This is a genomic window from Acidocella sp., assembly GCF_028687955.1.
Taxonomy (GTDB): domain Bacteria; phylum Pseudomonadota; class Alphaproteobacteria; order Acetobacterales; family Acetobacteraceae; genus Acidocella.
Genome location: NZ_JAQTZC010000058.1, coordinates 1 through 14,907 on the forward strand (window position 1 = coordinate 1; position 14,907 = coordinate 14,907).

A 14,907-nucleotide genomic window follows, 5' to 3' on the forward strand; every position below is an offset into this window, starting at 1 on the left:
GGGTCCAGTTGCAAAACGCTCAACCCCTCCACAATGGTGGGAACATCGAACAGCAGATGGTCCACCGGGCGCGCTGGGCGGGCCGCATGGGCCAGCATTTTTTGCGCCCCCTGGCGGCTCAGCACATATCCCGCGGCACCGAGATGGGTTGCGTACAAGCGCCCAAGCCCGCGCTCCCGGCACGGCTGAAGCTGCCGGGAGATCAGCGCCTTCTTCGCAAAGGTCTCGATTTTTACAACATCGCAGCCCTCCGGGACCCAGTCAGTATCGGCCATGAAAGCGAAGAAATCCGGGCTCATGAGCACGTCATCCTCCAGGATGCAGGCGTGCGAAGCGCCGCTCTCCAGGAGTTTTTGCCAGGCGGCGGCGTGGCTGGCAGCGCAGGCGCGTTCAAACCGGGTCATATCCTCAAAACGCAGGGGGAGTTTATGGCGGTGTGCTGGCCCGCCGGTGCCTGCGGCCTCCACGGCGGCAATCCGCTCAAAATCCACATCGCCCAGCACATCGCGCATCCGCGCCAGGCGCTGCGTGTGCCGGTCCAGGTTGATGACGTAAACGCGCAAGGATGCCCCCTTTCAGTCCGGCGTGTGCGCGAAAAGTGCTGCGATTCTGGCCGGGTCTACGTCCTCGATCAGCGGCGGCTGCCATTTGGGGGATTTGTCCTTGTCCACCAGCAGCGCGCGTACCCCCTCGATGAATTCCGCACTCATCGCGACCTGGCATACCAGATGATACTCCGCCGCGAGGCAGCCGCGCAGGTCTTGCGCCGCGCCGCGCCGGATGATCTCGAAGCTCCAATGGATGGAGCTTGGCGAATGGGTGCGCAGCTGCGCCAGGGCCGCCTTGGCGAAGGCGCCGCCATTGGCCTCCAGCGCCGCCACGATCGCGCTGACGCTGTCCTGGCTGAAGGCGTGGTCGATGAGCGCCCGCTCCGCGCCCAGGCTGAAGGGCGGCAGGGGGGCGGCGTATTCGGCCACCGCGGCCGCGCCATCGCGCACGATGGCATCGCACAATTCGGGGAGGCGCCCGCTTGGCACATAATGCGTGGCAAAACCGGCGTGCACCGCATCCGCGCCGTGCACCCGCGCGCCGGTAAGGCCGAGATACATGCCAAGCGCCCCTGGCATGCGCGGCAGCACATAGCTGGCGCCAACATCGGGGAACAGCGCGATCCCGGTCTCAGGCATGGCGAGCAGCGCGTTCTCGGTGGCGATGCGGTGGCTGCCGTGCGCCGAAATGCCGACCCCGCCACCCATGCAAAGCCCGTTGATGATCGCGATATAGGGCTTGCGCAGATCAGCGATGGCCTGGTTCATCGCGTATTCCTGCCCGAAGAAACGCTCCGCGATGCTGGCATCACCCGCGACCGCGCCGGCGTGCAGCATCCGCACATCGCCACCCGAGCAGAACCAGCGCTCCAGCGTATCCACCAGGATGACATGCACCGCCGGATCGGCGCCAAAATCCTCCAGCGCGGCGCGAATTGTTTTCACCATGTCTAAATTGAGCGCGTTGAACGCCTTTGGTCTGTTCAACCGGATGCGTCCTGCTCTACCCTCACGCCAGACCTGAACCTCACGATCCATTCTTCGATCTCCCAAAAGCGATTTTCCGGAGCAGTACAGAATGTTTTGTCCAAGACAAGGGGATGCGATGGCGGAGTTTTTCTCTGACGAACGCAAAAGCCCGGAGGCCTCCCTCTGGGCGGTCGTGGCGATGAGCGGGCGGGTGATCCGCATCGCCGAGGTTTACGCCAGCCGCAGCGCCGCCCTGGCTGACAAAACTTGGCGCGAGGCGCAGGTGCGCGCCTATGCCGGATTTTTGGAGTCATCGGACCAGCCCACGCCGGTTTATGCTGTCAAACCCATTCGCCGGACTGATCTACCCCGCCGCTGGAAGCCGCTTCCCGCGCTGGGGTTCCTGAATAGAAGGCTTTAGAATGAACGAGTTCCGCGTTGAACATGATAGTCTTGGCAAGGTTCGTGTTCCCGCCACCCGGCTTTGGGGCGCGCAGACCCAGCGCAGCATCGCGAATTTCCCCATCGGGCGGCGCGATTATATCTGGGGCAGGGAGGTTATCCGCGGTTTTGGCATCCTCAAAAAGGCCTGCGCCCTGGCCAACCAGGCGCTGGGCCAGCTGGCGGCGGAGAAGGCAGCACTCATCGTGCAGGCGGCGGAGGAGGTGATATCGGGCCAATGGGATGCGGAGTTCCCCCTGGTGGTGTTCCAGACCGGCTCGGGCACCCAGAGCAACATGAACGCCAACGAGGTCATCGCCAACCGCGCCATCCAGCTCGCGGGCGGGGTTTTGGGCAGCAAAAAGCCGATCGACCCCAATGATGACGTCAACCACTCGCAATCCTCCAACGATACCTTCCCCACGGTGATGCATATTGCCGCCGTCGAGGTGATTGAGAATGCGCTGCTGCCCGCCGTGGCGGCGCTGGCGGCTGTATTCGAGGCCAAAAGCCTCGCCTTCGCCGGTGTGGTGATGACCGGGCGCACCCATTTGCAGGATGCCACGCCGATCACCCTCGGGCAGGTCATCTCCGGCTGGGCGGCGCAGCTGGATGCGGCGATGTCGGGTATCCGCGCCACGCTGCCTGGCCTGCATGATCTCGCCATCGGCGGCACGGCGGTTGGCACCGGCTTGAACGCCCACCCGAATTTTGGGGCGGTGGCGGCGGAGTTCATCGCGCTGGAGACCGGAAAACACTTCCGCACTGCGGATAACAAATTCGCGGCTCTCTCGGCGCATGACGCCGTGGTGGCCGCCTCCGGAAGTTTGCGCGTGCTGGCCGGCGCGGCGATGAAAATCGCCAACGATGTCCGCTGGTATGCCTCCGGCCCGCGCACCGGCATCGGCGAGTTGCTCATCCCCGAGAATGAACCCGGCTCTTCCATCATGCCCGGCAAGATCAACCCCACCCAGAGCGAGGCGCTGACGATGGTGGCCGTGCAGGTGTTCGGCAACGACCATGCGGTAGCCTTCGCGGGCAGCCAGGGCAATTTTCAGCTCAACGTGTTCAAGCCGGTGATGCTGCATAATTTGCTCGATTCGGCACGGCTGCTGGCCGAGGCGCTGGGCGCCTTCAACACCAACTGCGCGGCGGGCATTGAGCCCGCCTATGGAAGGATTGCTGAGAATTTGGAGAAAAACCTTATGCTCGTCACCGCGCTCAACCCGCACATCGGCTATGCGGCGGCGGCCAAAGTGGCGCTCAAGGCGCATCACGAGGGACTCTCGCTGCGCGCGGCAGCCCTGGCTCTGAGGGCCACCACGGGAGAGGAATTTGACGAATGGGTGAAGCCTGAGGAGATGACCCGGCCGTTGCGCCTGGCGGACTGAAGCCCGCGGCACTTGCTTTCTGACGGTTGCGTCTGCATCTAATGTCGCAGAAACCTGGTGCCCCACGGCGCCACCCTTTAACGAAAGACCCGAATGATGGATGGCGGCACCGAATCGCGGCGGATAACAATACACCGGCCAGAGGATTTTGCCCCGATGCGCGCGGCGGGCCTGCTGGCCGCCCAGACTCTGGACATGATCGGCCCGCATGTGGTTCCCGGGGTGACCACCGAGGAGCTGAATACGCTTTGCCATGACTTCATCCTGGCGCATGGGGCCATTCCGGCGCCGCTCAACTATCGCGGCTTCCCGAAATCCATCTGCACTTCCATCAATCATGTGGTCTGCCACGGCATTCCGGGTGAGAAGAAATTGCTGGAGGGCGATATCGTCAACATCGACGTCACCGTGATCCTGGACGGCTGGTACGGCGATTCCAGCCGGATGTATGTCGCCGGTACGGCCAGCACGCGTGCGCGGCGGTTGATCGAGGTGACCTATGAAGCGCTGATGCGCGGCATCGCGGTGGTCAAACCCGGGGCCACCTTTGGCGACATTGGCTATGCCATCCAGTCATATGTCGAGGCGCAGCGCTTTACCGTGGTGCGCGATTTCTGCGGCCACGGCATCGGCCGCAATTTCCACGAGCCGCCCAACGTGCTGCATTTCGGCCGCAGGGGAGATGGCCCGGTGCTTAAAGCCGGCATGTTTTTCACCATCGAACCCATGGTCAACGTGGGCCGACCGGAGGTGAAGGTGCTGGATGATGGGTGGACAGCGGTCACGCGTGACCGCTCACTCTCGGCGCAGTTTGAACATATGATCGGCGTGACAGAGACCGGCCATGAAATTTTCACCCTCTCACCGAAGGGCTACACGGCTCCACCCTATGCCTGATAAAACCGCCAGAGCATAAAAAAAGGCCAGGGATTTTGTCCCTGGCCTTTTTGCGTGGCGGTTATGCGCCCGCGGGGTCAATCCACCCCACATGCCCGTCCGGGCGGCGATACACTACATTCAGGTACCCGTTTTTGGAGTTACGGAACATCAGCACCTGCTGAAACGCCAGGTCCATGCGCATTACCGCGTCGCGCACGGTCAGCGACTCAATGGTCGCGTCGGCTTCAGCGATGATGGTGGCGTGCAGCGCCTCGGCATCGGTTTGCGCCTCTGCCTGTTTTTCAGTCTCCGCCGGCGATTCGGCCTGCAGCACATATTGCCGCCCGGCCTCGGGCTTCGCGCGGTTTCCGGCATCGCGCGCGTGTTCGGAGACACGGCGCCGGTAGCGGCGCAGACGGGTGGCGATATGCTCGGCCGCATCGTCGAAGGCGGCATGCGCGTCGCCTGCCTCACCCTCGCCGCGCACGGTAATGCCGCGGCCCGCATGCACGTTGATATCGCAGGTAAAGAAACTTCGCGCCTTACTGAATGTAACGTGCGCCTCCAGCGCCTGGTCAAAATATTTATGGGTAATGACATCCAGATGCGTTGCCACATGCGTGCGCAGTGCATCAGAGAGGTCAACTTGTTTGCCAGAGACCGTCAATTGCATGGTCTTCTCCCGAACGAAATCAGACTCGTAGTCCAAAGGGTCACCCATTAACCCCCTAGGCGGGCATTTTGTCCCGCTTGCGTTGCGCCGAGCCAGGTATACGCAACGCTTCTCTGTATTTGGCCACGGTCCGCCGTGCTATGTCTATGCCTTCCTTTTGTAATATTACCGCGAGCGCGTCATCGGAGAGAATATTTTTCGGATTTTCTCCCGAAATGAGGGCTTGCACGCGATGGCGGACCGTCTCGGCGCTATGGGTTTGGCCGTTTGCGCCGGTCAGGGCGGTGGTAAAGAAAAATTTCAACTCAAAGATACCGCGCGGGGTGGCGATGGATTTATTCGAGGTCACGCGGCTGATCGTGCTCTCGTGCAATTCCACCTCGGCGGCGATGTCGCGCAGGGTGAGCGGGCGCAAATGGCTGATGCCATGGGCGAAGAAGCCCTCCTGCCGGCGCACGATCTCGGCCGAGACCCGCAAAATTGTCTGCGCGCGCGACTCCAGCGCCTTCACCAGCCAGGTCGCGCTTTGCATCTGCTCTGAGAGAAACGCCTTTGTCTCGCGCGAGGCAGATGCCGCCAGCCGCGCATGGAACCCGCGGCGGATGAGCAGCCGGGGCATCGTCTCGGGGTTGATCTCGAGCATCCAGTCGTTCGCCTCGCCGGTCTTCACCGGCAGCGGGCGCATCAGCACATCGGGGATGAGCGGGCGCAACGGCTCCACCTCAAAGCGCGCGCCGGGTTTAGGGTCCAGCCGCTTCAGCTCGGCCACCATATCGGCCAGGTCCTCGGCATCTACCCCGCAGACCGCCTGCAGGCCGCGCATCTCGCGGCGAGCTAGCATTTCGAGGTTGGCGAGCAACGCCGCCATCGCCGGGTCGAACCGGTTTTTCTCTTCCAGCTGCACACGCAGGCACTCCACCAGATCGCGCGCGAACACGCCCACCGGGTCAAACCGCAGCATGATCGCGCGCACGGCCTCCAGCTGTTCCAGGCTGACCCCAAGCGTCGCGGCAATCTGCTCCGGCGGGTCGGACATCCGCCCGGCGGCATCAAGCGCTGCGATCAGCGCCGCGGCGATCACCCGCTCGCGCATGGTGGAGAACGCAAGACGCGCCTGCTGCTCCAAATGCTCGCGCAGGCTGGGGCCTTTGGCGCCCAGCGCGTCGATGGCGTTCCAGTCCTCGCCATCGTCATGCCCGCCGCCGCCGTAGGCGCCATCCGCGCCAGTGCCTGCATCGTAAGTGTTGCTGACATCGATATCCAGCGGCGCATCCTCAGCGCCCGGCATCATGCCCGAGCTGGCAAAACTCGTGGCATCGGGCGGTTCGGCGGCCACCGGCGCGGGCAAATCAGGTTCGGCCGCGCTCCCCGGATCAGCGCCCTCGGCCCGCTCCAGCAGCGGGTTCTTTAGCAGCTCATCCTCGATGAACTGGCTCGCCTCGATATTGGAATATTGCAGCAGCTGGATGGCCTGGCGCAGCTGCGGCGTCATCACCAAGGATTGCGATTGCCGTAGATCAAGCCTTGGGGCAAAAGAGGGGCGTGCAGCAAAAGAGGGGCCAAGTGCCATGCATGCAGATTAACGCAAGTTTGCGGCCTATCCAAGAGAGTTTGGCACAGAAAATGCATAAAATTGCTGCTTTTTCGCATGGCGGTTGCGGCGGCACGGCGCGGCGTGGCACATACAGCCCATGGACAGGCGCACACTCCTAACAGGTATTTCTCTCTCCCTGGCCCTGCCGGGGTTGGCACGGGCAGGGGATTTTTTCGCCTTTCTGGCGGCGTTGCGCGCCCGCGCGCTGGCGGCGGGCATTCCTGCGGCCATTGTCGCGCAGACCACGCGGCATCTTGCGCCCAACGCCGCCATTCTGAAGCTCGACCATCACCAGGCGGAGTTCACCGAGACCTGGGTTGAATATTCCTCGCATGTGCTGAGCCATGCGCGCCTGCAGGCTGGTGCGGCAAAGGCCGCGCAATCGCGCAATCTGCTCGCCGCTGTGACCAGCCGCTTTGGCGTGGGGGCGGAGCCTTTGCTTGGCATATGGGGAATTGAGACCAATTACGGTGCCGACCAGGGCGATTTTGGCGTGATCGACGCGCTCACCACCCTGGCCTGGGACCGCAACAGCCGCTTTTTCGCCGGCCAGGCCATTGATGCGATGCGCATCGTCGCCCGCGGCGCCGCCCCGGCCGCACGGCTCATCGGCTCTTACGCGGGGGCCATGGGCCAGCCGCAGTTCATGCCCGGCGTTTATCTCTCCACCGCAGTCTCTTTTTCGGGCAACGGCTATCCGGACATCTGGCATTCCGACGCGGATACCCTGGCCTCAATGGCGAATTATCTGCGCAAATACGGATGGCAGCCGGAGTTGCCGTCCTCCGAGCCGGTGTTCGCGCCGGGGCTGGACCCCGCGCAAACCGGGCGCGACGTGGTGCGCAGCCTCGATGACTGGCGGCGCGCCGGGGTGCGGCGCCTGCCGGGCGCGCCCGCGCTGCCCGGCGATACCCGGGCGGCTGTGTTACTGCCAGACGGCGCGGGTGGCGAGGCTTTTCTGATTTACGCGAATTTTAACGTGATAAGGCGCTATAATGCTTCTGATTTTTACGCACTGGCCGTCGGCGAGCTCGGGCGCATGGTGCTGAGTGCATGATTAACCGCTACATTCTCGGCATTTTCGCGGCCCTCTCCAGTTGCGCGCACCAGAACGCGGGTCCGCCGCCGGGGCCGGTGAGCTTCACCATCGGCAATCCGTACCAAGCGGGCGGGGAGTGGCGCTACCCGCGCGATTATAATAGTTATGACGTTACGGGCCTCTCGACCGTGATCGGCCCCAACGCGCCCGCCTATACCGCCGACAACGAGGCCTATGACGCCGAGGCCCTGGCAGCGGCCAGCCCGGTGTTGCAATTGCCCTGCATTGTCACCATCACCAATCTGGTTAACGGCCATGCGGTGGAGGTGCGCGTGAACGGCCGTGGGCCGGATATTCCCGGCCGGATCATTGCCGTTACCCCGCGCGTGGCCAAGCTGCTGGACTATCCGCGGGGCGGGGTGGTGGAGGTGGAGGTGAAGCTGAACACCACGGCAACCGCCGCGCTGGATGGCGCACTGGGCCAGGGGCCGAAGATGACCGCCGCGCCGGAGGCCGGGATCACCGCGCAGAGCCTCGGCCCGCCGGGTTCCGCCGCCACCGGGAGCACGCAGAACCTGACCCCCGTGGCGGCCAGCAGCTCAGCCGCGCCTGCTGTGCAGCTGACCGGCGAAATCAGCGTCAGCGCGCCCGCGCCGGGGCCGCTGTTCGTGCAAATTCCCGGCTTTGGCCGCCCGTGGGATGCCCACCAGGCCGCGCAGCGCCTGGGTGGGATGCCCTCGCGGATTGTTCCCCAATTTGGCGGTGATCGCACACTTTATGCTGTAAACATAGGGCCTTACCATTCTGTCGCGGACGCCGACGCGGCGCTGAGACAGGTGCTGGACCAGGGCGTCCCCGATCCTGAAATTATCGTGAGATGAGCACGCGCCACGGCGTTTTCGTCACGCTGGAGGGCGGGGAGGGGGTTGGCAAATCCACCGCCGCCCTGCGCCTGACCGCGCTGCTGCGCGAGGCGGGGCATGAGGTTGTGGCCACGCGCGAGCCAGGCGGCACGCCGGGGGCTGAGGCAATTCGCGACCTGTTGCTGAACGCCGACACAGAGCTGACCGCCCTGGCCCAGACCATGCTGCATTTTGCCGCCCGTGCGGACCATGTGGCCCGCGTCATCCGTCCGGCGCTGGCGCGCGGCGCGGTGGTGATAAGCGACCGCTATTCAGATTCCACCATGGCGTATCAGGCCTATGGCATGGGTGTGGAAATTGCCGCCGTGGATGCGCTGATCAGGCTGACCGGCCTGACACCAGACATTACATTTATTCTTGAAGTCCCTGAATCTGTTTCAAAATCACGTATAAAATCACGCGGCGCGGCCAGTGACCGCTATGAGCGGATGGACGCTGAGGTGATGGCGCGCATCGCCCAGGGGTTCCGCGCCATCGCCGCCGCCGCACCCGCGCGCTGCGTGATGCTCGACGGCACGGAGCCGGTTGAGGTGGTTGTGGCCCGCATGCGCGGCATCATTCAGGAGCGGACGGGGCGCTGATGATTGAACCGCGCGCAAATCCGCATTTCAGGGGGCATGAGGCCGCGCTCGCCTCGCTCCACCACGCTGCCGGGGCCGGGCGGCTGCATCACGGCTGGCTCATCTCGGGACCGCCGGGCATCGGCAAGGCAACGCTGGCTTTCCGGTTCGCCCGTTGGCTGCTGGCCGGAGGCACCAGCACGGATCTCTCATTGCCTGCAAACTCTCCGGTATTTCGCCGGGTGGCGGCCGGCACGCACCCGGATCTGTTCACCGTGGAGCGGCGGCTGAACGATAAAAAAGACCGGTTGCAGTCAGTTATCGTCATCGAGACGGTCCGCGAGGCCATCGGCTTCATGCATCATACGCCGTCAGAGGGGGGGTGGCGCGTGGTGATCGTTGATGGCGCGGAGGATATGAACCCGCAGACCGCCAACGCGTTGTTGAAGATGCTGGAGGAACCGCCCGCGCGGGCGATCCTGCTGCTGGTCACCGCCGCGCCGGGGCGCCTGCTGCCGACCATCCTCAGCCGCTGCCGCGCCCTGGCGCTCTCGCCGCTGCCGGATGGCGATGTGGCGGCGTTGCTGGCGGACTACGCCCCTGAATTGGGTGCAGATGAGCGGGCGCGGCTGGCCGGGTTGGCGGAAGGGAGCATCGGCACGGCGTTGAACCTGGCGGCGCAGGGAGGCGTGGCGCTGGCCGGGCTGGTGGATGAGGCTCTGGCTGCGCCGGTTGCCCCCGCGCGGGCGCAATCCATAGCGGACACCATCGCGCGCGCCGTGGAGGGCGCCGATCATTTCGAGACCTTCTTCACCCTGCTCCGCGCGGCGCTGGCCGGGCGCACCCGCGCCGCCGCCCGCTCCGGCCAGAACCCGGCCCGGCTTGCGGGGGATGTTACGCTCTGGCAGGAGTTGGGGCAGCTTGAACGTGAGACCGCCGGTCTCAATCTTGATAAACGCGCCGCGGTGATCGTGGCGCTCAGCCAGTTGCACAGGTCATGAACAAACAGAAATTTTATATCACTACGCCGATCTATTATGTGAACGGCGCGCCGCATCTTGGCCACGCCTATACCTCGACCGCCGCCGATGTGCTGGCCCGCTTCAAGCGGCTGGACGGGTTTGACGTGTTTTTCCTCACCGGCACGGACGAGCATGGCCAGAAGGTGGAAGCCGCGGCGCGCATGGCGGGCGTTGACCCGCAGAGCTTCACCGACAAGGTCTCCGCTGATTTCCAGGACATGGCGCGGCGGATGAATATCTCGAACGATGACTTCATCCGCACCACCGAGGCCCGCCACAAGGCCAGCGCGCAGGCCATCTGGCGGAAATTGCAGGAAAATGGTGCCATCTACCTCGGCGCTTATGAAGGCTGGTACGCGGTGCGCGACGAAGCTTTCTATGATGAGGAGGAGCTGACAACCGCGCCGGACGGCAGTAAGAAGGCCCCGAGCGGCGCCTCGGTGGAATGGGTGATCGAGCCGTCTTATTTTTTTAAACTCAGTGCCTTTCAGGATAAACTTCTGGCGTATTACGAGGCCAACCCGGATTTTATCGCCCCGCAGGCCAAGCGCAATGAGATCCTCTCCTTCGTGCGCGGGGGCCTTAAGGACCTCTCCATCAGCCGCACCAGTTTCTCCTGGGGCATTCCGGTGCCGGGCGATGAGAAACATGTGATGTACGTCTGGCTGGATGCGCTGGTGAACTACCTCACCGCTGCCGGATACCCCGATCTTACCGGCCCGCGCGGGGGGTATTGGCCGGCCAGCCTGCATCTGGTCGGTAAGGAGATCATCCGCTTCCATGCCGTGTACTGGCCGGCTTTCCTCATGGGCGCGGAGCTGGCTCTGCCGGGAAAAGTGTTCTCGCACGGCTGGTGGACGGTCGAGGGCGAGAAGATGAGCAAATCGACCGGCAATTTCATTGATGTCCGCCCCTTGGTGGATGAATTCGGCCTGGATACCGTGCGCTTTTTCCTGCTGCGCGAAGTGCCCTTCGGCAACGATGGCGATTTCTCCCGCAAGGCCCTGATTTCGCGGACAAATGCGGAGCTGGCCAACGGCATCGGCAATCTGGCGCAGCGCACGCTCTCCTTCATCGCCAAAAACGCCGGCGGCGTGGTGCCGCCAAAGGGCACGCTGCATGAGGCCGACCATGTGCTGCTGGAATTGGCGGGGGAACTGCCGGAGAAGGTGAGGGGCGCGCTCAATCGCCTGGCCTTTCACGAGGCGCTGGACGAGATCTGGAAGCTGATCCGCGCCGCTGATGGCTATATCGACCATCAGGCGCCCTGGACCCTGCGCAAAACCGACATTAACCGCATGCACACCGTGCTGTTCGTGCTGGTCTCGGTGCTGCGCGTGGTGGCGGTTCTGTTGCAGCCCTTCATGCCTGAAACTATGGAAAAGCTGCTCGGCCAGCTAGGCGTGGCGGCGGCGACGCGTGATTATGCCGCGCTGGATACGCCGCTGGCCGAGGGCACGCCGCTGCCCGCCCCAACCGGGCTGTTTCCGCGTTTCGTTGAGGTGGAAGCCAAATAATGCTGGTCGATACACATTGCCATCTCGACTATTTCAACCAGCCCGGCGAGGAAGCCGCGGTGGTGGAACGCGCCCGCGCCGCCGGGGTGGCAACTCTGGTGACAATCGGGGTTACCCTCGAGCAATCTCAACAAGCCATTGACATTGCAGAAAAGTATGATAATGTTTGGGCCTGCGTCGGGGTTCACCCCAACCATGCGGCGGATGTTCTGCCGGTTGCCACGCCGGAGGTGATCGCCGAGATGGCGAAACACCCGAAAGTGATCGGCATCGGCGAGAGCGGGCTGGATTATTTCTACGAAAAAGCCTCGCGTGATGTGCAGGCACAAAATTTCCGGGCCAATATCCGCGCCGCGCAAATCTCCGGCCTGCCGTTGGCCATCCATGCGCGCGATGCGGATGATGACATCATCCGCATTCTGCAAGAGGAGCGGGCAGGGGGCGGCGATTTCGGCTTTTTGCTGCATTGCTTCTCCTCAACCCGCAAACTGGCCGAGGCGGCGGTGGCGATGGGCGGCTATATCTCTTTCTCGGGCATTCTCACCTTCCCTAAATCTTTGGAACTGCGGGAAATTGCCACAGATATGCCGCTGGAGCGCCTGCTGGTGGAGACCGACGCGCCCTACCTCGCCCCGGTGCCATTCCGGGGCAAGCGCAACGAGCCGGCCTATGTCGGGTATACCGCCAAAATATTATCTGAAACCAAAGGGATATCCCCCGAAGCACTGGCAGAACTCACGACCCGCAATTTCCACACCCTCTACGGCAAGGCCACATGAAGGTCACGCTGCTGGGGGTCGGCGGCTCAGCCGGGTTGCCGCAGATCGGCGGTCCCGGCGGTTTTGGCGACTGGGGCAAGACTGACCCCGCCGAGCCGCGCAACCGCCGCACCCGCTCCAGCATCGTCATTGAATCCACTGAAAACAAAAGAATACTGGTTGACACCGCGCCGGACCTGCGCTTGCAGCTGGTCTCTTGCGGTATCGGCCGTATCGACGCGCTGGTCTACACCCACGCCCATGCTGACCATATCGCCGGGCTGGATGAAATCCGCATTCTCAACCGGCTGCTGGGCGCGGCCCTGCCCACCTATACTGACGCGCGCACCTGGGCTGAGTTATATCAACGGTTCGATTACGCTTTTCGTCCGTTCGACGGTGGTTTTTTCTTCCGCCCAGTGCTGGTGCCGCACACGGTCGAGCCTGGGAGCATCGTGGAAATTCAAGGTCTTCCCGTGCGGTTCATTGACCAGGACCACGGCACGATGCGCTCGCTCGGCCTGCGCGTGGAAAATATCGCCTACTGCACGGATGTCGTGCGGTTGGACGAGACCGCGCTCAACGCATTGGAAAACCTCGACGTGCTGCTGATCGACTGCTTCACCCCGGGCCCGATCCACCCGACGCACGCCAATCTTGCGACCGTGCTGGGCTGGGTGGAGCGCCTGCGCCCCCGGCGCACGGTGCTCACGCATCTGGGGCCGGACATGGACTACCAGCACCTGCGCGCCACGCTGCCGGCTGGCGTGGAGCCGGGATACGATGGTATGGTGATCGAAGCCTGAAACTATAAACAAGAGGATAACGCCCGCATGAAAGCAGTTCGCATTGGCGCCCCGGCCACGCTCGGCTCGCTCAGTCTGGTGGACCTTCCCGCCCCCGCGCCGCCCGGCCCTGGTGAAATCACCGTATCTTTGCGTGCCAGTACATTGAATTATCATGATTATGCGGTTGTCTCGGGGATGCTCCCGGCCGCCGCCGGACGCATCCCGATGTCCGATGGCGCGGGGGACGTTACGGCGGTTGGCGCGGGCGTGCGTGATTTTTCACCCGGCGATGCCGTGCTCACGACCTTTTTCCCCCATTGGCTGGATGGCCGCGCGCCCGATGAAGGCTTCCAATACGTCCCCGGCGACGGCATGGACGGCTACGCCCGCGAGGCCGTGACGGCGCCTTCCACATGGTTCACCCGCGCGCCAAGGCATCTCACCCATACCGAGGCGGCTGCGACCACCTGCGCCGGGGTTACTGCCTGGAAGGGCCTGGCCGCCGATGGTGGCGTGAAAGCGGGCGATACGGTGTTGATCCAGGGCACTGGCGGGGTCTCCATCTTCGCGCTGCAACTGGCCAAGGCCTTTGGCGCCACGGTCATCGCCACCTCCTCCTCGGCGGCCAAATTGGACCGGCTGAAGGCATTGGGGGCGGATCATCTCATCAATTACCGCGAGCAGCCCGAATGGGGCGCCGCGGCGCGCGAGATAACTGGCGGACGCGGCGTGGACATTGTGGTGGAGATCGGCGGGGCAGGCACCTTGCCGCAATCCATCCAGTCGGTGCGCTTGGGCGGGCATATTGCGCTCATCGGCGTGCTGGCCGGTTTTGCCGGCCCGATTCCCACAGCGGCGATCATGATGCGCCAAGCCCATGTCGTTGGCGTCACCGTCGGCAGCCGCCAGCACCAGCTTGATCTGATCCGCGCGATGGAGGCCACGGGGCTGAAACCGGTGATCGACAAGGTTTTCCCGCTGGATCAACTGGCTGACGCATTCCGTTACCAGGAATCCAACGCGCATTTCGGCAAAATCGGCATTGCAATCTAACCGCGTCCCGGCGGGCCACGCGCTTCGCGGTGACGTACAGCCCAGATGCCGGTCTAAAGCAACTCTCTCTAAAGCATCTGGTTCTTTCCATAATATATATTCTGCGATTTGTGGAGGCCAGGAAAAGGCGGCTGGAAACCTCAGCCGCCCCTTGCCTTAAACCTCCAGAAAAATCGCCCCGTCCTTCTCTGTCGCGGCTAGCGTTTTCAGCCCGGCTGGTTGTTTGCCCATGGCCAACGCGCTTTGCGCCCAGCCGGGCAACGGCATCCCGAGGAAGTTTTTCACCCAGTCCACGTTCCGGCCCGAGCAGATGTCGAACTTCGAGCCATGAAACGGGCAGGTTACCGCCCCGCCCTCAATTTTGCCTTTGGTCAGAGGCATGCCCAGGTGCGGGCATTTGTTCACAAACGCCTGCACCTTGCCGCCAACGCGCGTCAGCGCAATGGAGTGTCCCGCCACTTTGATGGCATGCAGCGCGCCTTCGCTCACCTCGCCGGACTTGGCGGCTTCAATCTGGCTCATCCTGGTTCCCCCCTGAGAAATAAGTCCGTGCCTGCCTTTGGCTTATCATTCCTAAGACATGAGGGCTTATTTCTCAAGCGGTAACTGTGTGAACCCTGGTATCATACCAGCCCCGATTGAGTTCAACACATTGCCCAATCGCGCGATCCGATTGAGCTGATGCGCTGTGGATTGGCAATCAGCCAGTTCCATGCGGTTTTGCATGCTTCGATGATTTCATCATAGGTCTC

At 63.3% G+C, this 14,907-nt stretch carries 16 protein-coding genes; 11 read left to right on the forward strand and 5 right to left on the reverse strand.

What is annotated here, in order from left to right; genetic code table 11:
• Positions 1–563, reverse strand: a 563-nt coding sequence (locus PHE40_RS08445) for a glycosyltransferase family 25 protein (protein WP_299960736.1), incomplete at its 3' end; no start/stop codon positions are given.
• A gap of 12 nt (positions 564–575) precedes the next feature.
• Positions 576–1,739: an enoyl-CoA hydratase/isomerase family protein gene (locus PHE40_RS08450; protein WP_366523597.1), complete on the reverse strand. Its 1,164-nt coding sequence runs from the start codon at positions 1,737–1,739 to the stop codon at positions 576–578.
• Here PHE40_RS08450 and PHE40_RS08455 point away from each other — a divergent pair.
• The 3 genes from PHE40_RS08455 (at position 1,654) to map (ending at position 4,246) form a co-directional block, all read left to right on the forward strand.
• Entirely contained in the window at positions 1,654–1,938 is a 285-nt protein-coding gene (locus PHE40_RS08455; RefSeq protein ID WP_299960740.1) for a hypothetical protein, read from the forward strand. The genes PHE40_RS08450 and PHE40_RS08455 overlap by 86 nt on opposite strands.
• A 1-nt stretch (position 1,939) precedes the next feature.
• Positions 1,940–3,349, forward strand: coding sequence for a class II fumarate hydratase (gene fumC / locus PHE40_RS08460; protein WP_299960742.1), 1,410 nt, complete (start codon positions 1,940–1,942; stop codon positions 3,347–3,349).
• A gap of 96 nt (positions 3,350–3,445) precedes the next feature.
• Complete coding sequence (gene map / locus PHE40_RS08465) at positions 3,446–4,246, forward strand: type I methionyl aminopeptidase (protein ID WP_299960763.1); 801 nt, start codon at positions 3,446–3,448, stop codon at positions 4,244–4,246.
• Between the two features lie 61 nt (positions 4,247–4,307).
• Here map and hpf read toward each other — a convergent pair whose 3' ends face one another.
• Positions 4,308–4,901 (reverse strand): ribosome hibernation-promoting factor, HPF/YfiA family, encoded by a 594-nt coding sequence (gene hpf, locus PHE40_RS08470; RefSeq protein WP_299960765.1) that lies wholly within the window; start codon positions 4,899–4,901, stop codon positions 4,308–4,310.
• Between the two features lie 55 nt (positions 4,902–4,956).
• The gene (rpoN, locus tag PHE40_RS08475; protein WP_299960744.1) at positions 4,957–6,471 is read right to left on the reverse strand and encodes an RNA polymerase factor sigma-54; all 1,515 of its coding nucleotides are present in this window, start codon (positions 6,469–6,471) and stop codon (positions 4,957–4,959) included.
• Between the two features lie 121 nt (positions 6,472–6,592).
• On the opposite strand from rpoN, the gene PHE40_RS08480 reads away from it, so the two are divergent.
• From PHE40_RS08480 to PHE40_RS08515, 8 genes are read left to right on the forward strand one after another with little or no spacing between them, the layout of a single operon-like run.
• The gene (locus PHE40_RS08480; RefSeq protein ID WP_299960746.1) at positions 6,593–7,552 is read left to right on the forward strand and encodes a lytic transglycosylase domain-containing protein; all 960 of its coding nucleotides are present in this window, start codon (positions 6,593–6,595) and stop codon (positions 7,550–7,552) included.
• On the forward strand, positions 7,549–8,415 hold the full coding sequence (locus PHE40_RS08485) for an SPOR domain-containing protein (RefSeq protein ID WP_299960748.1): 867 nt from the start codon (positions 7,549–7,551) through the stop codon (positions 8,413–8,415). Before PHE40_RS08480 ends, PHE40_RS08485 begins: the two co-directional genes overlap by 4 nt.
• The gene (gene tmk, locus PHE40_RS08490) at positions 8,412–9,038 is read left to right on the forward strand and encodes a dTMP kinase (RefSeq protein ID WP_299960750.1); all 627 of its coding nucleotides are present in this window, start codon (positions 8,412–8,414) and stop codon (positions 9,036–9,038) included. The genes PHE40_RS08485 and tmk overlap by 4 nt, the downstream gene beginning before the upstream one ends.
• Positions 9,038–10,018 (forward strand): DNA polymerase III subunit delta', encoded by a 981-nt coding sequence (locus PHE40_RS08495; protein ID WP_299960752.1) that lies wholly within the window; start codon positions 9,038–9,040, stop codon positions 10,016–10,018. The genes tmk and PHE40_RS08495 overlap by 1 nt, the downstream gene beginning before the upstream one ends.
• Positions 10,015–11,556 carry a methionine--tRNA ligase gene (gene metG, locus PHE40_RS08500; protein ID WP_299960754.1) on the forward strand — a complete coding sequence of 514 codons (1,542 nt, stop codon included), beginning with the start codon at positions 10,015–10,017 and terminating at the stop codon, positions 11,554–11,556. Before PHE40_RS08495 ends, metG begins: the two co-directional genes overlap by 4 nt.
• Positions 11,556–12,335: a TatD family hydrolase gene (locus tag PHE40_RS08505; RefSeq protein ID WP_299960755.1), complete on the forward strand. Its 780-nt coding sequence runs from the start codon at positions 11,556–11,558 to the stop codon at positions 12,333–12,335. The genes metG and PHE40_RS08505 overlap by 1 nt, the downstream gene beginning before the upstream one ends.
• The gene (locus PHE40_RS08510) at positions 12,332–13,120 is read left to right on the forward strand and encodes an MBL fold metallo-hydrolase (RefSeq protein WP_299960757.1); all 789 of its coding nucleotides are present in this window, start codon (positions 12,332–12,334) and stop codon (positions 13,118–13,120) included. Before PHE40_RS08505 ends, PHE40_RS08510 begins: the two co-directional genes overlap by 4 nt.
• 27 nt (positions 13,121–13,147) lie before the next feature.
• Positions 13,148–14,155 carry an NAD(P)-dependent alcohol dehydrogenase gene (locus PHE40_RS08515; protein ID WP_299960759.1) on the forward strand — a complete coding sequence of 336 codons (1,008 nt, stop codon included), beginning with the start codon at positions 13,148–13,150 and terminating at the stop codon, positions 14,153–14,155.
• A 156-nt stretch (positions 14,156–14,311) separates the two neighbouring features.
• Here the strand turns inward: PHE40_RS08515 and PHE40_RS08520 are convergent, their stop codons facing one another.
• Positions 14,312–14,677, reverse strand: a complete 366-nt coding sequence (locus PHE40_RS08520) for a Rieske (2Fe-2S) protein (RefSeq protein WP_299960761.1) — start codon at positions 14,675–14,677, stop codon at positions 14,312–14,314.
• Positions 14,678–14,907: the final 230 nt, after the last annotated feature.